The organism is Agromyces humatus (assembly GCF_021228295.1).
GTDB classification, from domain to species: domain Bacteria; phylum Actinomycetota; class Actinomycetes; order Actinomycetales; family Microbacteriaceae; genus Agromyces; species Agromyces humatus.
Genome location: NZ_JAJQPD010000001.1, coordinates 350,061 through 371,080 on the forward strand (window position 1 = coordinate 350,061; position 21,020 = coordinate 371,080).

Below are 21,020 nucleotides of genomic sequence, written 5' to 3' on the forward strand. Positions count from 1 at the left end.
ATGGCATCCGGGCGACGCAACGCACTGATCGGCGCGTACCCGACGTTCGCACTGTTCACGCTGCTCGCGGGTCAGTTCTGGCGAAACCTGCTGGGTTGGTGGGGCTTCGGCATCGTCGCCGCGCTCGTGATCGCCGGAGCCGTCGTGCTCCTCGTTCAGACGAAGCCGACCTGGAAGTGGCGGCGCGTGCCGAAGTCGACCTTCGTCTTCCTCTTCATCGCAACGCTCTCGATCGCGTGGTCGTTCTACCCCGGGGCATCCGCACTCGGTGTGCTGCTCACGCTGGTCACGACCCTCGTGGCCGTGGCTCTGGTGCTCTGCCTCCCCTGGGCCCGCTTCGTTCGCGCGCTCAGCGCAGCGATCAAGTGGGTGCTGGCGCTCTCGCTGCTCTTCGAACTCTGGGTCGCGATCTTCATCCGCGAGCCGCTGCTGCCGAACTTCCCCGACTTCGAACCCGAGGGCAAGCTGCCCATGGCGTTCTACTGGTCGCGCTCGCTGCTCTTCGACGGCGGTCCCATCGAGGGCATCGTCGCGAGCCGCAACCTGCTCGGCATGGTCGCCCTGCTGGGGCTCATCGTGTTCGGCACGCTCCTCGCGGCCGGGAGCATGCGCCGCGGGTGGGGCATCACGTGGCTCGTCGTTGCCGGCCTCACGTTCGCACTGACGCGATCGGCGACCATCATCGTCGTGGCGGTGATCGTGCTCATCGCCCTCGCGTTCGCGCTGTGGACGCGACGGGTCGGGCCGAACCGTCGCCGTGGCGTCTACGTCACGGCCGCCGGCGTGCTCGTGGCATCCGTGACCCTGCTCGCCGTGTTCTGGAACAACCTGCTCGAACTCTTCGGCAAGGGTGAAGACCTCACCGGCCGCCTCGACATCTGGAACTCGGTGATCGGCCTGGCCGCCGAACGGCCGTGGGTGGGCTGGGGCTGGGTCGGCTACTGGAATCCGTTCGTCGAACCGTTCGACGACCTCGCGGTGCGCAAGGGCGTCGTCTACCTGCAGGCGCACAACGCGTGGCTCGACGTCTGGATGCAGGTCGGCATCATCGGCCTGCTGGCGTTCGCGGCGATCGTGATCGGCGCGCTGTGGCGGTCGTGGTTCCTCTCCGTCGATCGACCGGTGGATGCCTCGGGCCGCGCACTCCCGTACTCGGCGGCGGCCTTGCTGCCGATGCTGGTGCTCGTCGCCCTCATCGGGCAGAGCCTCGCCGAGAGCCGCATCCTCGTCGAGAGCGGGTGGGCGCTGCTCATCGCGATCGCCTGGGCGACGAAGCGACGGCAATGGGAACACGAGCCGTTGCCGGCCGCTCTGCCGGCCAACCGGTCGGCGCTCGTACGACCGACGCACGAGCCGCCGACGCCCGAGCCGGCAGCGCCTGACGCAACCACCGGCGACGAGGCACGATGACCTCGAGCGGAGCGCCCGGTCGCGTCGAGGCCGTGCGGGAGTTCGTGGGCTCCGCCCGGTTCGCGCAAGCGCTCGCGCTGCTCGCGGTCGGACTCGCGTTCAGCGCGCACGCGATTCGCGCGGTCATCGGCTGGCCCGGCCTGCTCGCCGCGCTCGCGGCGCTGCTCGTGCTCTGCGGCGCATCGCTCGTCACCCGGTGGCGGGCGATCGAGTGGTACGGCATCCTGCCCATCAGCATCCTCGTCTTCGTCGGCTGGTGCGCGGCCTCGGTGATCTGGAGCAGCAATCCGGGCCTGTCGGTGCTTCGCGTCGCCTACCTGATCGCGTTCGGCGTGCTCGGCGTCTACGTCGCACTCATGCGCGACACCATCCAGATCGTGCGCGCCTTCGGCGACACCATGCGGGTGCTGCTCGGCGTCTCGATCGTGCTCGAGGTGTTCTCGGGGATCCTGTTCGACGTGCCGATCAGATTCCTCGGCATCGAGGGCAACCTCGCCGCGCTGGGCCCGATCCAGGGCGTGTTCGGCTCACGGAACATGCTCGGATTCGTGGCGCTCATCGCGCTCATCACCTTCATCGTCGAATGGCGCACCCACATCGTCACGCGCACGAAGGCCATTGCCTCGCTCGCGCTCGCGCTGATCATCCTCGCGCTCTCCGGCTCGCCGACGACCTGGATCGCGCTCGGTGCCGCGCTGCTCGCCCTCGCCGCGCTCTACGGGCTGCGACGGGTCTCGCCCGACACCCGATGGCGCTGGCAGCTCGCCCTGCTCATCACCGCGGCCGCCGCGCTCATCACCGGCTGGATCCTGCGGGTGCGCATCATCGAGCTGCTCGACGCCCGTGCCGAGTTCGACGTGCGACTCGACGTCTGGCGCGAGCTCTCGCGCTACTTGAGCCTGAACCCGCTTCAGGGCTGGGGCTGGGTCGGAAAGTGGCCCGACGCCCCGCCGTACACCTGGATCGAGGCGGGCACGGGGCGTGCGCACGAGTCGGCGTTGAACGCCTATCTCGATGCCTACTTCCAGGTCGGCGTCATCGGCGCCGTGCTCTTCGCCGCGCTCATCGGCGTCGCCCTCGTGCGCGCCTGGTTGCTCGCATCGAACCGTCGAAGCGTGGTCTACCTGTGGCCGGCGCTCATGCTCGTGGCGATCGCGGTGACCTCGGCTGCCGAGAGCTTCGCGCTCTCAGAAGGCGGCTGGATGCTCGTCGTGATCTGCGCGGTCAAGGCGGCTCGCGACATGAGTTGGCGAGACGCGCTCAAACGAACCTGAGCGAACGCCGAACGGGTGGCGCGAATGCGCCCGATCACGACCATAGAATCGTTGGAATGAGCAGAGCGGAATCGGTGGACGTCAGCGCGTTCGCCGTCCCCGGTGCGGGCCGCGGCATCCTCGACGTCGTCAAGTATCGATACCTGCTGCGCCTCCTGATCCGCAAGGGCATCATCACGCGGTATCACGGCTCGGTGCTGGGCTGGGTGTGGTCGTACGTGAAGCCGGCTGCCCAGTTCGCCGTCTTCTACGTCGTGATGGGCTTGTTCCTGAACCTCACGAAGGGCATCGAGTCGTACCCGATCTACCTGTTCTCGGGCATCGTGGTCGTCAACCTGTTCAATGAGGCGTTCGGCAACGCCACGCGCTCGATCGTCTCGAACAAGGCGCTCGTCAAGAAGATCTACCTGCCGCGAGAGCTCTTCCCGATCGCCGACGTGTTCATCGCGCTCGTCCACTTCCTGCCGCAACTCAGCATCCTGCTCGTCGTGTGCCTCTTCGTCGGCTGGGTGCCGACGCCGCTCGGACTGCTCGGTGCACTGCTCGCGGTGTTCATCGTCGCGGTGCTGGCGACCGGGCTCGGCCTGCTGTTCGGCGCGATCAACGTGGCGTACCGCGACGCGCAGAACGTCGTCGAGCTCATCCTGCTGTTCGCCACCTGGACCTCGCCCGTGCTCTACAGCTGGACGATGGTGCGCGACCAGGCGCCGACCTGGCTCTTCGACATCTACATGGCCAATCCGCTGACGAGCGCCGTCGAGCTGTTCCACACCGCGTTCTGGTTCCCGACGACGAGCGAGACCGCCGAGCGACCCGAATCCCTCTGGCTGTTCACATTGATCGGACTCGTCATCGCCGTGCTGTGCCTCATCGCGGGCCAGCTCGTCTTCAGAAGACTCGAGGGACGCTTTGCGCAAGACCTCTGAATCCCCGCTCCCCCGCATCATCATCGAAGGCGTGCAGAAGACCTACACGCTGCGACACAGCAACTCGTTCAAGGAGAGCTTCGTCGCACGGCTGCGGCGCAAGCGCACGTCGACGTCGTTCACGGCACTCAACGATGTCACCCTCACCGTGCACGAGGGCGAGGCGATCGCGCTGATCGGCTACAACGGCTCGGGAAAGTCGACGCTGCTGAAACTCGTGTCGGGCGTGCTGCGACCCGACGCGGGCCGAGTGCGCACACGTGGGCGCGTGGCCGGCCTCATCGAGGTGGGCGCGGGATTCCATCCTGACCTCTCGGGCCGCGAGAACGTCTACCTGAACGCCGCGATCCTCGGCATGGCGAAAGAGGAGATCGACGCCAGGTTCGACGAGATCGTCGCGTTCAGCGAGATCGGCGAGTTCATCGACACCGAGGTCAAGCACTACTCCTCGGGCATGTTCGTGCGACTCGCATTCGCGGTGGCGATCCACACCGAGCTCGACATCCTGCTCGTCGACGAAGTGCTCGCCGTCGGCGACGCGCCCTTCCGCGAGAAGTGCAACGCGAAGATCCGCGAGCTCGTCTCCGCGGGCAAGACGCTGTTCATCGTGACCCACGACCTCGGCATGGTCTCCGAGATCTGCAACCGGGGCATCGTGCTGCGCCAGGGCGAGCTGATCTTCGACGGCGCCATGCCAGAGGCCATCGCGGCGCTCAAGGGATCCCGGTGAGCGCGCGCACCGTCGCCGTCGTCCTCGCGGGCGGCGTCGGCGTGCGGGTCGGACTCGGCATGCCGAAGCAGTTGATCCGCATCGCGGGCAAGGCGATCGTCGAGCACACGCTCGAGCGCCTCGAGGCGAGCGCGCTCATCGACGAGGTGATCGTCATGATGAACGCCGCGAGTATTCGAGAGCTCGATCACCTCATGGCCGACCCCCGGTTCACGAAGCTCTCGGCCGTGCTGCCGGGCGGCGAGACCCGCAACGACTCCACGAAGCTCGCGCTGTCGGCGCTGGTCGAAGACGACTCGACCAAGGTGCTCTTCCACGACGCGGTGCGCCCGTTCCTCGACGACCGCATCATCGAGGACTGCGTGCGCGCGCTCGACGACTACGACGCCGTCGATACGGCGATCCCCTCGGCCGACACCATCATCGAAGTCGGGGCCGATTCGACCATCGCGGGTATCCCGCCGCGCGCCACGTTGCGTCGCGGGCAGACGCCGCAGGGCTTCCGTCTCGGCGTCATCCGCCGCGCCTACGAGCTGGCCGACGGCGATCCCGCGTTCTCGGCGACCGACGACTGCGGCGTGGTGTTCACCTACCTGCCCGAGGTGAAGATCAAGGTCATCGCCGGCACGGCCGAGAACATGAAGGTCACCGAGCCCCTCGACATCCATATCGCCGACAAGATCTTCCAGCTGCAGTCGACCGAACTGACCTCGGGGCTCGCCGATCCCGCCGCCGCCGATGCGCTCCGCGGCCGGTCGGTCGTCGTCTTCGGGGGCAGTTACGGCATCGGCGCCAGCATCGCCCGCCAGGCCGAGGCCGCCGGCGCCCGTGTGCACGCCTTCAGCCGCACCGGCACCGGCACCGACGTGACCTCGCGCTCGCAGATCCGCCGTGCGCTGAAGCGCGCCGCAGCCCACGGCGGCATCGACCACGTCGTCATCACCGCCGGGGTGCTCTCGATATCCGAGCTCGTGCGCACCCCCAAGAAGCTGCTGCGCGCGACCCTCGAGACCAACCTGCTCGCCCCGGCGATGATCGCGCAGGAGGCGCACGACCACCTCGCCGCGTCGGGCGGTCAGCTGCTGCTCTTCACCTCGAGCTCGTACACGCGCGGCCGCGCCGGGTACAGCCTCTACTCGGCCACGAAGGCGGGCGTGGTCAACCTCGCTCAGGCACTCGCCGACGAATGGGCCGACAGCGGCATCCGGGTGAACTGCCTCAACCCCCAGCGCACACGCACGCCGATGCGCACGCAGGCGTTCGGGGAGGAGCCTGCAGACTCGCTGCTCGACCCCGAGTACGTCGCCGCGGTCGCGCTGCGGGTGCTGGAGTCCGACCTCACCGGCCAGGTCGTCGACGTTCGGGTCGCGGCGGCGCCACGCTGATCGCAGGCGTCGCGCCGATCAACGGTCGCCGCGCGATCAGCGCGCGCCGCGCTGATCAGCGGTCGTCGCGCTGCTGCTCGGCGAGTCGTTCGAAGACGAGATCGTACAGTTCGGCGATGCGTCGCGAGTCGACCCGCAGCTCGTCGATCTCGGCGCGCAGCCGTGCGATCTCAGCCTCGAGTCGCGCAATGTCGGCAGACTGCGGTGCGACGGGCTTGCCCCGCACCATCTTGCGCATGGCGGCTTCGAATCGATTCACCGTGTCCTTCCGCGGGGCACGCTCTGGGCCCCCTTCGTACTGTAGAGCCTGACCGTGGCGACCGCGCGGGGCCCTGATGACGTGACGCGCACGCTGCGCGAGTCGGCAACGCAGTAGAGGCCGTGAGCGGATGCCTCGTCGCGCAGCCAGTTCAGGGGCAGATGCCACGTGTCGGGACGGTGATGGTCGTACACCACCGATGGGTTGACCGGCACCGTGACGAGCGCGACCGAACCGGCGCCGAGCAGGGCGCGCAGCAACAGGAACACGTTCTCCCTGGTCTCGCGGGTGAGCGAGGCGAGCACGTTCGAGAGCAGGAAATGGCGCGTGCCTCCCCGTGCCAGCTCGTCGGCGATGAAGTCGAGCACCGCTCGCCGGTCGGAGAGGTTCAGTCGCTGCGCGACGACGCCATTGCGTGAGCCCGCGGCCTCGACGGCGCTTCGCGCATAGTCGACGGCGATGACCTGGCGGCCACCGTCTGCGAGCATCTCGCTCAGCGTTCCGTCGCCGCAGCCGAGGTCGATGACCCGGTCGCCGGGCGCGGTGGCGGCGAGCAGTTGCGTCGCATCGCGGCGCCAGTGCCGCGACCGGCCGAGACGGATGTGGCGCTCCCAGAAGTGGCGATTGAGGTCGTAGACACCGAACCAGTTCTCGAATCGTCGACGCGTGACGGCGGGAGTCTGGAAGCGGAACGTCGGGTCGGGGACACGCCACCCTTTGCCGTAGCAGAGCGCCAACCACTCCTCGGCGTCGGCGACCGACGGTACTCGGATGCCCTCGAGCTCGATCTCGGTGAGCGGCAGCAGCGACGTCGGCTCGAACGGCCCGCGAACGGCGATCGGCTGGTTGTAGACGCCCTTGTCGTGGAATCCGAGGAAGAGGTCGACGTGGGCGGCCGCACCGGGTGCGTCGTGGGGGAACAGCACCTGCAGGTGGGCATCGCTGTGCCGGATCACCTCTTGCCCGCGGGCGCGGATGCTGCGCTCGAGCGCGTACGACGCGATCGACACGTCGGGCGGAGCCGCTTCACCCAGGTAGACGAGCAGGTCGATGTCGTCGTCGTGGGCGAGGATGCGGCCCTCGCGCACCGCACCGAGCAGGCTTCCTCCGGTGATCGCCGCCGTGTAGCCGAGCTCGTCGAGGTCGGCGAGCACGAGCGTCATCGCCTCGAGCAGCCGTTGATGCAACGAGTTCGAGGGTGCCGAGGTCAGCTTTCCCCACTTGTCGACCACCTGGCCGGCTGCGGCCAGCTCTGCCAGGCCGACCACGCCGCTGCGGGTGGGCCACGAGTAGCGCCCTTCGGCCAGTGCCATGCCCGATCGCGGGTCGCGCAGGGTGATGCGGCCGCTGCCGACGAGGTGGCCGCCGAGGGCGGTCGGCCAGCCCACACGAGCCACGTGGCCGTTCGCGAGCGGCACGGTCGCGGTCCAGAGTCGACGGCCGTCGACCTCGATGTCGACCGTCCTGCCGATCGCCTGCGAGTCGAACCCGACACGGAGCCCCCGGTGCAGGACCCGGAGCGACGAACGCCTCGGGCCGCGCCTGAGTGGAGTCACGGGGCGGGTTCCTTCGTTCGACGGACTGATGGCGACGGTTGGCATGGGGGCGCCCCGATTCTATGTGAAACCCCGGGTTCCTACTCTTCGTGTATATAGGGAAGAATGTCGGGGAATGCGCACGACACCCCGGGCGCCAGAGCCCGAGTCCGACGGAGGTCGCGAGCGCGTGAGAACGAAGACTGCGCTGCGGTTCGCAGGGGGCTACGGCTTGTCGGTCGCGATCAGCGGCGTCGTGAGCCTCGCCGTCATCCCCGCGATCATCGTCGCCGCCGGAGCCGGTGCCTGGGCGACCATCGCAGTGGCGCAGGCCGTGGCCGGGTTCGCGTTCGTCTTCGCCGTCTACGGGTGGGGCGTCGTCGGGCCGACCGAGGTCGCGAGCCTCGCCGACGACCGACGAGGGGCATACTACTTCGAGTCGCTGCTCAGCCGGGCCTGGCTGTGCGTCGTGATCCTTCCCGCCTCGATCGCGATCGCCATCGTCATCATCGGCGATGATGCCCTGCTCGCGGGCCTGACGGTGGCGAGCGGCGTACTCGTGGCGCTCGGCGCCGGGTGGTTCTTCGTCGGCGAGGCGAGTCCGCTGCGGTTCCTGCTCATCGACACGGTCCCGCGCATCGCCGGCACGGTCGCCGGGGCGCTCGTGCTCATCGCCACCGGCGACGTCATCGCCTTCGCCGCCCTGCAGCTCGCGGGCGTCGTCGTCTCGGCCGTGATCAGCACCTGGAACATCCTCTCGCGGTACCGCGGCTGGCACCTGACGCTGTCGCCCATTCGCGCGATGCGCAACCTTCGCGGGCAGGCGAGTCCGGTTGCGATGTCGGCGACGTCGTCGATCTACGTCAACGTGCCGATCGTGCTCATCGACCTCTTCCTGCCGCAGGCGACCGCCGTCTACGCGCTCGCCGAACGCATCGTGCGGCTCGCGCTGTACTCGACGCGACCGGTCGTGCAGATCGCCCAGGGCTGGGTCCCATCCCCCGACCCCGCCGAGTTGGCCGGGCGGGCGCGACGTGTCACCGCGATCGCGCTCGGCCTCGGCGCGCTCGGCGGCATCGTCTACGCCGTCGCGGGCCCGTGGATCGGCGATGTGCTCTCGGGCGGCACGCTGTCGATCCCCCTCGCCCTCGCCGTGCCGATGGCGGTCAACCTCGCCGCGATTCTCGCGTCGCAGCTCACGGGATTCGCCTGTCTCACGGCGTTCGGCCTGACCCGTGCCCTCGCGACCAGCACGATCGTGGGCGCCGTCGTGGGCACCGCCCTGATGCTGCCGCTGCTGCTCTGGATCGGCGCGCCCGGCGTCGCCTGGGGCCTCGCCGCCGCCGAGCTCTGCGTGCTCGGTGTTCAGCTCGTGACGCTCGCTCCGAAACTTCGCAGGCGAGAGACAGTAGGCTCATAGTCGCGTCACGGGGGCTGGCGCGATCCATCGATCCCCTACGGAGCAGTACAGCGTGAGCTTGACCTGGAACGAGATCCAACGCGTCGTCTTCCCGCAAGATGCCGATCCCGACGTCATCTCCCTGTACGTCGACGCCGACGTGTGGGCCAAGGTCGGCGAACGCGAGGTGCGCGTCAGCGACCGTGCACATCTCGACGACATCGTCGCGCGCGACCGCTTCCGCATCGGCGCGGGCGAGCGCGTCTCGTTCGCGAGCTACTTCAACGCGTTCCCGGCGTCGTACTGGCAGCAGTGGACGAACGTCGAGCGCGTGCGCCTCACCGTCGAGACGAGCGGCGAAGGCACGCTGCTCGTCTACCGTTCGACCGCTCAGGGAGTGCCGCAGCGCGTGGCATCCGAACCCTTCACCGACACGGTCGTGCACGACATCGAGCTGCCGGTCACGTCGTTCGGCGACGGCGGCTGGTACTGGTTCGAGGTCGTCGCAGGCGACAGCGAGGTCGTCGTCGGGGGCGGCAGCTGGACGACGGATGCTCCGCAGCTGCGTTCCGGCGCAGCCTCGATCGGCATCACCACGTTCAACAAGCCCGATTACTGCGTGCGCACCCTCGACGCCCTTGCGGCCGACCCCACCGTTCGCGATGTCCTCGACCGCGTGTACATCGTCGACCAGGGCAATCAGAAGGTTCGCGACGAGGCCGGGTTCGAGGCCGTCGCCGCCGAACTCGGCGACGCCCTGACCGTGATCGAACAACCGAATCTCGGCGGCTCGGGCGGATTCGCGCGTTCGATGGCCGAGACGCTCGACGCGGGCGAGAGCGACTTCATCATCCTGCTCGACGACGACGTCACCATCGAACCCGAGAGCATCGCACGCGCCGTGCGGTTCGCGCGCCACACGACCCGGCCGATGATCGTGGGCGGGCACATGTTCGACCTGCTCAACCGCCCGGTGCTGCACGCGTTCGCCGAGACCGTCGACCTCAAGCCGTTCGTATGGCGAGCGCAGCCGCACGAATCGGTGCCGCACGACTTCAGGTTCTCGAACCTGCGCCAGACCGCCTGGATGCACGCCCGCATGGACGCCGACTACAACGGGTGGTGGTTCTGCCTCATCCCGACCGAGGTCGTGCGCAACGTGGGTCTCTCGCTGCCGGCGTTCATCAAGTGGGACGACGCCGAGTACTGCTTGCGTGCACGTGGCGCGGGCTACCCCACCGTGACGCTGCCGGGCATGGCGCTCTGGCATGTCTCGTGGCTCGACAAGGACGACTCCATCGACTGGCAGGCGTACTTCCACGCGCGCAACCGCATCGTCGCCGCCCTGCTGCACTCTCCCCACGCCGGTGGCGGGTCGCTCACCAGTGACAGCGAGCGCTGGGATCTCAAGCACCTGCTCTCGATGCAGTACTACCCGGTGACCATGCGGCACCGCGCCCTTCGCGACATCCTCTCAGGCCCTGCGCACATGCAGCGGGGCATGCCCACCATCCTCGGCGAACTGCGCGCCGCAATGGCCGACTTCCCCGAGAAGACGGTGCTGCGCGACGACCACGACATCCCGATGACCGTCGAGGGCAAGCGCGTCTACCCGGTGCCGAGCGGCACGGCCGGCCCGAAGGGGCCGCGGGGCATTCCGCTCGCCCTGTTCACCGTGAAGATGACGGCCCGCCAGTGGTTCACGAATCCCGACCCGGCGAACGTCGCCGAGCCCCAGGTCGAACTCGCCAAGCGCGACGGCACCTGGTTCCGCCTGCCGTACTTCGACAGTGCGCTCGTCTCGACGGCCGATGGCGCCGGAAAGGTGCGCTACACACGCGACCGCAAGACGTTCCGCCGGCTGCTCACCGACAGCCGGCGCCTGCACCGCGAACTCAAGCGGCGCTGGCCCGAGCTCGCTCGCGAGTACCGCGCGGCGTTGCCCGAGATCACCTCGCCCGAGGCGTGGCGCGAGCACTTCCCGAAGTAGCGTCGGCGTCACGCTGGGCCGCACCCGACCGGACGCGGCGACGCCGCGCCCGATCGAGGCTCAGCACGACTGCAGCGAGGCGACCCGACTGCTGAGCGCGCCGGTGCCGCCGAGCAGCGTGAGGTGCGTCGTGCCCTTCGCGAACACCGCGACGCGCGTCGACGGCGGCACACAGGTCGACTGCGACAGGAAGAGCGGATCGCCGGCGGCGCCCGCTGCGGCGGCACCGGTGAGCGCGTCGGGGAACGCGGCGCCCGTCGCGACATAGGCGTTCTCGGTCGTGCGGAAGACCGAGTTGATCGCCACACTCGTCGAGTACCGGTCGGTGCCGGCGTACCGGCGCACCGTGAACCCTGCCGAGCCGATGCTCGACTGCAGGCCGCTCGACACCGCGCCCGTGCCGCCGGCGATGCGCACGTCGCCGACGCCGAGATTGCGGAGCACCGTGGTGGTCGGCCCGTCGACCCGAGCCGCCTTGCCGTCGACGAGCACGACGGGAACGTCGAGCGCACCGGCGGCAGCACCGGCGCTGAGGCCGTCGGGGAAGTCTCGACCGGTGGCGACATACGCCGAAGCGACGGACGCGCCGCGGAACGCATCGGCGGCGATGTTGCGCGAGGTCTCGTAGCGGTCGGCCCCGCCGATGCGCCGGACCGGCGCGATCTTCGCGAGCGTGTTCGCAGTCGATCCGCCGATCGCCCCGGTGCCGCCCACCACGACGATGCGTTGCGGGGCGAGGCGATTGAGCTCGGCGAGGGTCGCGGTGGGAACCGACCACTTCTCGGTCAGCAGCATCGGCCCGCCGAGGTGCGCCGCGGCCGGGGCTGCGGCGAGCGCGTCGGCGAACTGCGTCCCCGAGGCGACGTACACGACCGGGACCCCGGGTTCCTGGAATCCAGCGAGCGAGATCGCGGCGGCGGTGGCGTACCGGTCGGCGCCCTGCAACCGCGTCGACGTGAGCGCGGCACCCGCTCGCGGGTCGCCGAACCAGTCGGTGTACATGCGCCAGAAGTTGCGGTTGCCGTACGACGAACAGGCATCGCCCGAGCCGTAGAGGTTCTTGATCGCGGCGGCGTTGGGCTGGAACGGCGTGTAGTAGTAGAGCGCGGCGGTCGCGGCGTTCGCGATCGTCACGTTCGCGCTCTTGCACGCCGAGTCGGGGTGGTAGGCGATCGCATTCGGCTGCCCGATCTTGAGCGTCGTGAACGAGCCCGCGGGGTTGTTGTACCAGGTCAGCTGTCGTGCGGCGAATGCCACCTGCCTGAAGAACCCGGCGTACTCGGGATCGCAGGCGGCGGTGTCGGGACATCCGTACCCCATCGCCTTGTTGAGCGTGTCAGCCGACGGCGCCTTGTTCGTGAGCAGCGACTGCTCCTTCTGCAACGTCACGAGGATGACCCGTGCGCTCAGCCCGCATGCGCGTTGCACCTTGAAGATGATGCGTGCGGCGGACTCGCTCGCGGCCCCCACGTACCCCGCGCAGGTGCCATAGCTCCAGTTGATGTCTTCGGTCGGCATCGCGAGCTTCGCGAGCCCACCGCCCATCTTCACGAGGAACGCCTGGATCGCCGCCTCGCTCATCGCGTTGCCATTGTAGAAGTTGGCGTCGGCGATGAGGTTGCCCGCCGTGAATCCGGTGGCCGCGGCGGTCTGGAACGACGATGAACCGGATGCCTCGCCGGCGGCCTCATCGATTGCGGCGCGTGCCTCGGCGTCGGCAACGGCCTCGGGATCGCCCGGCACCGCTTCACCGGCGTTCGCCGCTTGGCCCTCGAGGTGCATTGCTTGGGCCGCTGCGTCGTCGAGCGCGCCGGAGCCGGCGGCGTGAGCCGGCGACACGAAGGCTGCACTGAGGAGCAGGGTTGAGACGAGACCGATCGCGAGCTTCTTCATGCATGCACCTCCGAGGCGCACCCCACGGTGGCGCCGGGTTCGGGCCGATGCAACTGCGGACGTAGGGGTCCGGATGTCACCCTAACGGGGGATCACATGCCCTGTCATCCCCCGATTCGTCGACGGTGCTCAGCAGAGCCGAAGGTACGCGACCCCGTCGTTCAGCGCGCCGGGGCCGCCGAGCAGCGTGAGCGACGTGGCGCCGTGCGCCATCAGGGCGCTGCGCACCGGGCTCGGCACGCAGTTCGGGCGCGCGAGGTACAGCGGGTCGCCGGCGGCACCCGCCGCAGCCGCCCCGCTGAGGGCGTCGGGGAACAGTGCGCCGGTCGCCATGAAGACGTTGGCGCGCATGCCGAAGGCCGCCCGGTTCAGCGCGACGCTGGTCGCGTAGCGATCGGCGCCGCCGTACCGCTTCACCACGAGCGATGCGGCGGTGAGGCTCGACGCGATCCCCGCCGACACCACGCTCGTGCCGCCCGCGATGCGCACCTCGGGCACGTTGAGCGCGCCGAGCGTCGCGAACGTCGCCGCATCGAGTTGCCCGGCCCTGCCGTCGACGAGCACGACGGGGACGTCGAGCGCACCTGCCGCAGCACCTGCCGAGAGCCCGTCGGGGAAGTCGTGCCCCGTCGCCAGGTACGCGGCAGCGGCGGAGTCGAAGGCATGATCGGCCAGCAGGCGCGACGTCTCGAACCGGTCGGCCCCGCCGACCCGCACCGTGGGTGCGATCGCGGCGAGGGCGCTCGCCACCGCCCCTCCGATCGCTCCCCCGCCGCCCGAGATCACGATCTGCCGGGGTGCCAGCCGCTTCAGCTCGGCGAGCGTCGCGCTCGGGACGGTCCATTTCGTGGTCAGGAGCAGCGGCCCGCCCTGATGCGCCGCGGCGGGTGCCGCGGCGAGGGCGTCGGCGAAGTCGAGACCCGACGCGATGTAGACGACCGGCACACCGGGGTTCGGATAACTGCGCTTCGAGATCGCGGCGGCAGTCGCGAAGCGATCCTCGCCCGACATCCTCGTGATCGGAATCGCCGTGCTCACGCGCGGGTCGCCGAACCAGTCGTTGTACATGCGCCAGAAGTTGCGGTTGCCGTACGACGAACAGGCATCACCGGTGCCGTAGAGATTCGCGAGGGCAGCGGAGTTCGGCTGATACGGGGTGTAGTAGTAGAGCGCCGCCGTGGCGGCGTTGCGGATCGTCACGCTCGACCCCCCGCAGCGGGCCGAATCGGGGTGGAACAGGATGTGGTTGGGCTGGCCGACCTTCAACCACGTGAACGATCCACCGGGGTTGCCATACCAGGTCAACTGCCGCGCCGCGGCGAACACCTGGTTGAAGAAGCCGTAGTACGTGGAGTCGCAGGCTGCGGTGTCGGGACATCCGTACCCCATCGCCTTGCGCAGCACGCCCGCCGTCGGGGCGGGGTCGGTCAGCAGCGACTGCTCCTTCTGCAGTGTGACGAGGATCACCTTCGCGCTGAGATTGCACGCGCGCTGCACCTTGTAGATGATGCGCGCCGCCGACTCTGCGGTGCCCCCGCGGTAGGTGGCGCACGTGCCGAAGCTCCAAGTGCGCGTCGGCGTGTTCATCTTGAGGTTCGCCAGGCACGACGAAGTCGCGCAGGTGCCGACCATGCGCTTCAGGAATGCCTGGATCTCGGCCTCGGTCATCGCCGACCCATTGTTGAAGTTCGCGCCCGAGATGAGGTTGCCCGCGTAGAAGGGAGCCACCGCCGCCGCAGCGAAGCCGTCGTCGACGATGACGGCATCGAGCTCGGCGCGCTTCGCCGCCGCCTGCCGTGCCACCGCATCGCCTGGGATGGGTTCGGCTGCCGTCGCCGCCTGCTGGGCGATGTGCGCCTCGTGCAGGGCGAGTTCGTCGACGGTGTCGTCGCCGTCGCCGAGCGTCGGCGCAGACGGCGCAGACGGCGCGGACGGCGTGGAGGCACCCGCCGTCGCGGCAGACGCCACGGGATTCTCGGATGCCTGCGCGGGAAGGACGAGGCTCGACGCGACGAGCACTCCTGCCGCGATTCCGACGACCAGCCTCTTCATGCAGCCCACCCTAATCACCGGCGCGCGCCGCTGTCATGCACATCGCCGCACACCAATGCAGCGAGATCGCCCGACCAAGGTCAGCGCGACAGGTGCGCTTCGAGGCGGTTGCCCCACATGCTGAGTGCCGAACCGATCGCCATGTGCATGTCGAGGTACTGGTAGGTGCCGAGTCGGCCGCCGAAGAACACGTCGTGCTCGCCGTCTTGAAGCTCGCGGTAGGCGAGCAGCGCCGCGCGGTCGTGCGGTGTGTTCACCGGGTAGTACGGCTCGTCGCCACGGTCGGCGAACCGCGAGAACTCGCGCATGATGATGGTCTTGTCGGCCGGGTACTCGCGCTCGGGGTGGAAGTGCCGGAACTCGTGGATACGCGTGTACGGAACCGAGGCGTCGGCGTAGTTCATGACCGAGGTGCCCTGGTAGTCGCCGACCGCGACGACCTCGCGCTCGAAGTCGAGGGTACGCCAGCTGAGCTCGCCCTCGGAGTAGTCGAAGTACCGGTCGACCGGCCCGGTGTACACGACGGGCACGTTGCCGACGGTCGCGGACCTGTTGACCGGCTGCGACGCGTCGAAGAAGTCGGTGCTGAGCTTGACGTCGATCTTCGGGTGGTCGGCCATGCGCTCGATCCACGCCGTGTAGCCGTCGACGGGCAGGCCCTCGTGGGTGTCGTTGAAGTAGCGGTTGTCGTAGTTGTAGCGCACCGGCAGCCGGCTGATGACCTCGGCGGGCAGCTCGGTCGGGTCGGTCTGCCACTGCTTCGCCGTGTAGTCGCGGATGAACGCCTCGTAGAGCGGGCGGCCGATCAGCGAGATCGCCTTCTCTTCGAGGTTCGCAGCCGACTTCGTGTCGAACTCGCCGGCCTGCGAGGCGATGAGGTCGCGTGCCTCGGCAGGCGAGTAGGCGGCGCCGAAGAACTGGTTGATCGTGCCGAGGTTGACCGGCAGCGGGTACACGACGCCGTTGTGGTTCGTGTAGACCTTGTGCTGGTACGAAGTGAACGCCGTGAAGCGGTTGACGTACTCCCAGACACGCTCGTTCGACGTGTGGAACAGGTGCGCACCGTACTTGTGCACCTCGATGCCCGTGGTCGGGTCGTCTTCGCTGAACGCGTTGCCGCCGATGTGGTCGCGACGGTCGATGACCTGCACAGTGAGCCCGAGCTCGGTCGCGGCACGTTCGGCGATCGTCAGGCCGAAGAACCCCGACCCGACGACGACGAGGTCGGTCATCGCACGCCGCCCGCGCCGATCACGAGCCGCGGTGTGCCCACCCAGCGGTCGGCGGCGGTGGCGTTGCGGCCGTCGACGAGCAGGCGGATGCCGGGAACATCGGCCGCGGACAGACCGGCGTAGTCGGCGTGGTCGGCCTGCACGATCGCGAGGTCGGCGGACTCGCCGATGTGGAAGGGGGTCCACCCGAAGCGCTCGAGTTCGGCGTCGGTGTACAGCGGGTCGTGCACGGCGACGATCGCACCCCGCGACTCGAGCGCCTCGACCGTGGCGAACACGCCCGAGAACGCCGTCTCTTTCACGCCACCGCGATACGCGGCACCGAGCACGACGGCGGTGAGGCCGGTGAGGTCGCCGAGCACGCCGGCGGCCTGCGCGACGAGCCGGTCGGGCATCGATGCGTTGAGGAGCCGCGCCGTGCGCACGATCTCGGCGTCGTTGTCGGTCGAGAGGTACAGCCGCGGGTAGACGGGGATGCAGTGGCCGCCGACCGCGATGCCCGGGCGGTGGATGTGGCTGAACGGCTGCGAGTTGCACGCCTCGATGACGGCGTAGACGTCGATGCCGACCTCGTCGGCGTAGAGGGCGAACTGGTTGGCGAGGCCGATGTTGACGTCGCGGTAGGTCGTCTCGGCGAGCTTCGCCATCTCGGATGCCTCTGCCGAACCCATGTCCCAGACCCCGTTGGGGCGGGCGAGGTCGGGGCGCTCGTCGAAGGTGAGCACCGACTCGTAGAACTCGATCGCGCGCGCAACGCCGGCGGGCGAGAGGCCGCCGACGAGCTTCGGGTACTTGCGGAGGTCGGCGAACACGCGCCCCGTGAGCACGCGCTCGGGCGAGAACACGAGGTGGAAGTCGGTGCCCTCGGTGAGGCCCGAGACCTCTTCGATGAGCGGCTTCCAGCGGCCTCGCGTGGTGCCGACCGGGAGGGTCGTCTCATAGGAGACCAGTGTGCCGGGCGTGAGGTGCTCGGCGAGCGAACGGGTCGCGGCGTCCATCCAGCCGAAGTCGGGCTCCCACGTGGTGTCGTTCACGAAGAGCGGCACGACGATGACGACGGCATCGGCACCCGGGATCGCGTCGGCGTAGTCGGTGGTGGCGCGCAGGCGGCCGGCGGGCACGAGCTCGGTGAGCTTCTCTTGCAGGTGCGCCTCGCCCGGGAACGGCTCGGTGCCGGTGTTGACCAGGTCGACGACCGCCTGGTTCACGTCGACGCCGACGACCTCATGGCCCTGATCGGCGAACTGCACAGCAAGGGGGAGGCCGATCTTTCCGAGGGCCACGACGGCGATACGCATGGGCTCAAGTCTACGATGCGGCGGACGACGGATCGGCCGCGCCGGCGCGAGCGGCCGCGCCGGCGTCAGCGCGAACGGCCTCGCACCAGCACCGACGCCACACCGAAGCGGAGCGGGGCCTCGCGGTGCAGGGAATCGACGATGCGGCGCGGCAACAATGCGGCGGCGCTCGCGAACCGGCCGCGCGCGCGACCGAGTTCGATCACCCGCTCGAGCGGGCCTCGAGGATCGACGACCGCGTCGAGCAGATCTCGATCGGCCCGCGACAGCGCCCTGAGCGATGACGGTGCGGCGCTGATGCAACGACTGGCGCAGTCGGCCAGTTCGGTGCGGTCGTCGCCCGTCCAGTCGTCGGGTCGAGGGCGATTGACGACCCAGCTGACCACGTTCACCCGAAGCAGCTTCACGACGAGCGCTTCGCGTTGCCGAGGAGACAGCGCCGAGAACTCCGTCGATTCGAGCAGCGGCCCGACGAACGCGGTGTCGACGCTCATCGGCCGCCGATGCGTCGACACGCGGTTCGCCGAGTCGGCGTGCACGAGGTACGCCGGTCCGGAGCGGTCGAACGCGATGTTCGCACCCGCGAACCACAGCCCCGCGACGTACTGCACGTCCTCGCCGGAGCCGAGGTTCGGCGGAAACCGCATCGCCCCGAAGCGTGCTCTCGCGACGAGGCCGAGCGGCGCACTCCGATAGGCGAGACGGTCGCGCACGCCATCGAGGCGGCGACGTCGCCAGGGCCGGGTCGGCGGCGTGGCCACGAACGGCCCGGCGGCGTGGCGCACCCGCGGGATCACGGCATCGGCGCCGACGTCGCGTGCGAGGCGCAGCCAGGAATCGATCGCCCCGGGTTCGAGCTCATCATCGGACCCCATGATCGACGTATAGCTCGCCGTCGCGGCATCCAATCCCGCATTGAACGGGCCTGACGGACTCGCGATCCCGTCGTCGAGGTCGATGAACCGCAGCCGGGAATCGTCGCCGCGGCGGCCGAGGAGTCGACGCACCTCGGCGCCGTCGGTGTTGTGGCAGACCACCGTGACGCGAACGCGGCACCGGGTGTGATCGAGCACCGAGCCCACCGCCCGCGCGATCGGGCGCGACGGGTCGTGTACCGCGATGATGTGATCGACGTCAGGATCCGGCACAAGGCGACGGTAGCAGGCCGCATGCGAGCCGACAGTCTAGAATCCCTCAATATGACTTCTCCGGCGGCTCAGGCAGCGCTCACGCGCACCGACTCGCCGGCGACGGCCGCGCCGTCTGCGCGCATGCCGCGACTCGACTCGCTCACCGGACTGCGCTGGTGGGCCGCGTTCGCGGTGTTCGCACACCACATGACGAACCTGGCACCCCTGCCGATCCACCACGCCCTCGCCTACGGCAACTACGGCGTGACGTTCTTCTTCGTGCTCTCGGGCTTCGTGCTGACCTGGTCGGCCCGCCCCGAGACGCCCAAATCGACGTTCTGGTGGCGTCGGTTCGCACGCATCTACCCGTCGCACTTCGTGGCGCTGCTGCTCGCGATTCCGGTCTTCTACAGCTTCAACCCCGATCCGGCCGACTGGTGGGTGAAGCCGTTCGACCTCGGAATCCTGCTGCTCTCGGTCGTGCTGCTGCAGGGCTGGTCGCGTGATCCCACGATCCTCTTCTCGGGCAATCCCGCTGCCTGGACCCTCACCTGCGAGGCGTTCTTCTATGCGCTGCACCCGGCCCTGTATCGCCTGTTCGTCGGGCTGCGGGTGCGCGGCGCGCTCATTCTCACGGGCGCCGTCTTCGCCGCCGCCCTCGCCTATCGCATCGCGGTGATCCTGCTCCCCGATTCCTGGCTCGGCGACCTCCCCCTCCCGATCTCGCGGCTCTCGGAGTTCGTCATCGGCATCGGCATCGCCCACGCGATGCGCATGGGCTGGCGGGTGCACATCAAGCCGCTGTACTGCTACCTCGTCGGCGGGGCGCTGCTCGCCGCCATCGTGCTCGCACCGCGAATCGCCACACCCGGTTCAGCTGCGTCGTTCTTCCTCGCGACGTCGAACGAGTGGATCATCCTGCTGTTCGCCGTGACGATCGCCGCCGTCGCGTGGCGCGACGTCTCGAAGCGGTTCTCGCTGCTGCGCTCCCGCCCGCTCGTGCTGCTCGGCGAGTGGTCGTACGCCTTCTACCTGGTGCACGCCACGATCATCTACGGCGTGCTCTCGATCACCGGTGCGCAGCCGGTCGGGTGGTCGAACCTCATCTGGTACGGCGCGCTGCTCATCGTGTCGATCGCCGCGGCCGCGGCGCTGCACTACCTCGTCGAGCGTCCGCTCGAACGGCGCCTGCGCAGCTGGTGGGACACCCGCGCGGCACGCCGCGCGAAGGCACCCGTCGCCTGATCAGCGCGGGCGCGACGAGCCGCCATCGCCATCGCGTCCGGTCAGGAACGGTCGCATCGCCTCGGCCGACCGCCTGCCGTCGTGCACCTCGCGCACGAAGGTGGGGCCTCGCGCGGCGAGCTCTCGAGCGCGATCACGATGCGAGACCAGGTCACCGAGCACCCGGGCGAGGCTCGCGGCATCCGATTCGACGATCGGCAGCGCCCGACCCGTCTCGCGCTCGACGGCGGCACGGACCGACTCGTGGACGTGCCCGACGACGATGCGCCCCGCGGCGAGCGCCTCGCATGCCGCGACACCGTAGTCGCCCAGGCGGAACTGGTCGAGCACGATGTCGGCCTCGCGGAACAGCGCGGGCATCTCGGCCGACGGCACGCCCTGGATGCGGCGGTACTCGATCAGGCCGCGATCATGGAGGTCGCGCACGATCGGCTCGATGAGCTCGGTGCCCTTGATCACCGAGTTCGTCGGGGCGTGGACGACGAGCGGGCGCTCACGCTGCATGGGCTGCGTGTCGTTGGCCCAGCGCCCGGCGTCGACGACGACGGGCAGCCACCGTGCTTCGGGCACGTCGTCGAGCATGCCGGGCGTCGAGGCGAAGATGGGGACTCCGACCTCATCGAGGAGCGCACGATTGCGTCGTGCTTCGGCCTCGAGCGCCGGAACGAGCGGCCAGTCGGTCGACCGGAACGGCGAGTCGGCGTGCGCCTCGGCGTGCCGGCTCGGAACGCGCATGTCGCTGCCGTGGGTGAGCATGGCGACGCGAACGCCCGCGGCCTGCAACCAGCGGATCTCATCGGCCACCGTCTCGCGATACACGTTGCCGAAGAGGTGCCGGCCGGCCTCGTAGATGACGTGGGTGAAACGGCTGCGGACCGCTTCGCGCTCGCGCCGCTGCCAGGCCGCGCTCATCAGGTACGCCGAGGCCGGCACCCTGACGTCGATCGGGAAGCCGTACTCGGAGCCCGCCGAGTACGCCATGGTGACCGCCGAGACCCCCTCGACGCCGCGTTCGGCCGCCCGGGCCCACTGAAAGGACTGGCCCGCGAAGTTGACCGGGCCGATGAACAGCCGGATCGGGGCATCCGAATCGGGTGCGGGAACCGGAATCGACCGCGCATCGAACCGCAGTCGACGCGGGAGCACCACCCGGAGCACGCCGTCGGGCACGTGGCGAAGCACCGAGATTCCGACCGCGGTCACGCCCTTCGGCAGCACGGTGCCTCCTTCGAGGGTCGGGGTTCGCCGACCGCCTCGGGCAG

16 protein-coding genes are annotated in these 21,020 nt (G+C 69.3%); 8 read left to right on the forward strand and 8 right to left on the reverse strand.

Going from position 1 to position 21,020, the window contains the following annotated elements:
* Genes LSF15_RS01620 through LSF15_RS01640 form a run of 5 tightly spaced genes read left to right on the forward strand, consistent with a single transcriptional unit; the run spans nt 1 to nt 5,725 of the window.
* On the forward strand, nt 1–1,410 hold the full coding sequence (locus tag LSF15_RS01620; protein ID WP_232496773.1) for an O-antigen ligase family protein: 1,410 nt from the start codon (nt 1–3) through the stop codon (nt 1,408–1,410).
* Nucleotides 1,407–2,684: an O-antigen ligase family protein gene (locus LSF15_RS01625; protein WP_232496774.1), complete on the forward strand. Its 1,278-nt coding sequence runs from the start codon at nt 1,407–1,409 to the stop codon at nt 2,682–2,684. The genes LSF15_RS01620 and LSF15_RS01625 overlap by 4 nt, the downstream gene beginning before the upstream one ends.
* Before the next feature lie 56 nt (nt 2,685–2,740).
* The gene (locus tag LSF15_RS01630; RefSeq protein WP_232496775.1) at nt 2,741–3,610 is read left to right on the forward strand and encodes an ABC transporter permease; all 870 of its coding nucleotides are present in this window, start codon (nt 2,741–2,743) and stop codon (nt 3,608–3,610) included.
* A gap of 22 nt (nt 3,611–3,632) precedes the next feature.
* Nucleotides 3,633–4,340 (forward strand): ABC transporter ATP-binding protein, encoded by a 708-nt coding sequence (locus tag LSF15_RS01635; protein WP_232496966.1) that lies wholly within the window; start codon nt 3,633–3,635, stop codon nt 4,338–4,340.
* Nucleotides 4,337–5,725: a bifunctional cytidylyltransferase/SDR family oxidoreductase gene (locus LSF15_RS01640; protein WP_232496776.1), complete on the forward strand. Its 1,389-nt coding sequence runs from the start codon at nt 4,337–4,339 to the stop codon at nt 5,723–5,725. Before LSF15_RS01635 ends, LSF15_RS01640 begins: the two co-directional genes overlap by 4 nt.
* A 55-nt stretch (nt 5,726–5,780) precedes the next feature.
* Here the strand turns inward: LSF15_RS01640 and LSF15_RS01645 are convergent, their stop codons facing one another.
* A complete protein-coding gene (locus LSF15_RS01645) occupies nt 5,781–5,984 on the reverse strand; it encodes a hypothetical protein (RefSeq protein WP_232496777.1) in 204 nt (67 codons plus the stop codon).
* Entirely contained in the window at nt 5,981–7,540 is a 1,560-nt protein-coding gene (locus LSF15_RS01650) for a class I SAM-dependent methyltransferase (protein WP_232496778.1), read from the reverse strand. Before LSF15_RS01650 ends, LSF15_RS01645 begins: the two co-directional genes overlap by 4 nt.
* 115 nt (nt 7,541–7,655) lie before the next feature.
* Here LSF15_RS01650 and LSF15_RS01655 point away from each other — a divergent pair, with 115 nt between their 5' ends.
* Both LSF15_RS01655 and LSF15_RS01660 read left to right on the forward strand, forming a co-directional pair.
* Nucleotides 7,656–8,939, forward strand: a complete 1,284-nt coding sequence (locus tag LSF15_RS01655; RefSeq protein ID WP_232496779.1) for a lipopolysaccharide biosynthesis protein — start codon at nt 7,656–7,658, stop codon at nt 8,937–8,939.
* 52 nt (nt 8,940–8,991) lie between these two features.
* On the forward strand, nt 8,992–10,908 hold the full coding sequence (locus LSF15_RS01660) for a glycosyltransferase (RefSeq protein WP_232496780.1): 1,917 nt from the start codon (nt 8,992–8,994) through the stop codon (nt 10,906–10,908).
* Between the two features lie 60 nt (nt 10,909–10,968).
* Here the strand turns inward: LSF15_RS01660 and LSF15_RS01665 are convergent, their stop codons facing one another.
* From LSF15_RS01665 to LSF15_RS01685, 5 genes are all read right to left on the reverse strand, one after another.
* The gene (locus LSF15_RS01665) at nt 10,969–12,801 is read right to left on the reverse strand and encodes a cell wall-binding repeat-containing protein (RefSeq protein ID WP_232496781.1); all 1,833 of its coding nucleotides are present in this window, start codon (nt 12,799–12,801) and stop codon (nt 10,969–10,971) included.
* A 129-nt stretch (nt 12,802–12,930) separates the two neighbouring features.
* Nucleotides 12,931–14,853, reverse strand: coding sequence for a cell wall-binding repeat-containing protein (locus LSF15_RS01670; RefSeq protein ID WP_232496782.1), 1,923 nt, complete (start codon nt 14,851–14,853; stop codon nt 12,931–12,933).
* Between the two features lie 80 nt (nt 14,854–14,933).
* Nucleotides 14,934–16,085 (reverse strand): UDP-galactopyranose mutase, encoded by a 1,152-nt coding sequence (gene glf / locus LSF15_RS01675; RefSeq protein WP_232496783.1) that lies wholly within the window; start codon nt 16,083–16,085, stop codon nt 14,934–14,936.
* On the reverse strand, nt 16,082–17,383 hold the full coding sequence (locus LSF15_RS01680) for a nucleotide sugar dehydrogenase (protein WP_232496784.1): 1,302 nt from the start codon (nt 17,381–17,383) through the stop codon (nt 16,082–16,084). The genes glf and LSF15_RS01680 overlap by 4 nt, the downstream gene beginning before the upstream one ends.
* Before the next feature lie 65 nt (nt 17,384–17,448).
* Entirely contained in the window at nt 17,449–18,531 is a 1,083-nt protein-coding gene (locus LSF15_RS01685) for a glycosyltransferase family A protein (protein WP_232496785.1), read from the reverse strand.
* 51 nt (nt 18,532–18,582) lie between these two features.
* Between LSF15_RS01685 and LSF15_RS01690 the strand changes: the two genes are divergently transcribed.
* The gene (locus tag LSF15_RS01690) at nt 18,583–19,758 is read left to right on the forward strand and encodes an acyltransferase family protein (protein ID WP_232496786.1); all 1,176 of its coding nucleotides are present in this window, start codon (nt 18,583–18,585) and stop codon (nt 19,756–19,758) included.
* Here LSF15_RS01690 and LSF15_RS01695 read toward each other — a convergent pair whose 3' ends face one another.
* Nucleotides 19,759–20,976, reverse strand: coding sequence for a glycosyltransferase family protein (locus LSF15_RS01695; RefSeq protein ID WP_232496787.1), 1,218 nt, complete (start codon nt 20,974–20,976; stop codon nt 19,759–19,761).
* Between the last annotated feature and the right edge of the window lie 44 nt (nt 20,977–21,020).

What these genes read in the sequence shown, in the direction of transcription:
- LSF15_RS01620 (WP_232496773.1), top strand. Translation starts at nt 1, where the DNA reads ATGGCATCCGGGCGACGCAACGCACTGATCGGCGCGTACCCGACGTTC.
- LSF15_RS01625 (WP_232496774.1), top strand. Translation starts at nt 1,407, where the DNA reads ATGACCTCGAGCGGAGCGCCCGGTCGCGTCGAGGCCGTGCGGGAGTTC.
- LSF15_RS01630 (WP_232496775.1), top strand. Translation starts at nt 2,741, where the DNA reads ATGAGCAGAGCGGAATCGGTGGACGTCAGCGCGTTCGCCGTCCCCGGT.
- LSF15_RS01655 (WP_232496779.1), top strand. Translation starts at nt 7,656, where the DNA reads ATGCGCACGACACCCCGGGCGCCAGAGCCCGAGTCCGACGGAGGTCGC.
- LSF15_RS01665 (WP_232496781.1), bottom strand. Translation starts at nt 12,801, where the DNA reads ATGAAGAAGCTCGCGATCGGTCTCGTCTCAACCCTGCTCCTCAGTGCA.
- LSF15_RS01670 (WP_232496782.1), bottom strand. Translation starts at nt 14,853, where the DNA reads ATGAAGAGGCTGGTCGTCGGAATCGCGGCAGGAGTGCTCGTCGCGTCG.
- glf (WP_232496783.1), bottom strand. Translation starts at nt 16,085, where the DNA reads ATGACCGACCTCGTCGTCGTCGGGTCGGGGTTCTTCGGCCTGACGATC.
- LSF15_RS01680 (WP_232496784.1), bottom strand. Translation starts at nt 17,383, where the DNA reads ATGCGTATCGCCGTCGTGGCCCTCGGAAAGATCGGCCTCCCCCTTGCT.
- LSF15_RS01690 (WP_232496786.1), top strand. Translation starts at nt 18,583, where the DNA reads ATGACTTCTCCGGCGGCTCAGGCAGCGCTCACGCGCACCGACTCGCCG.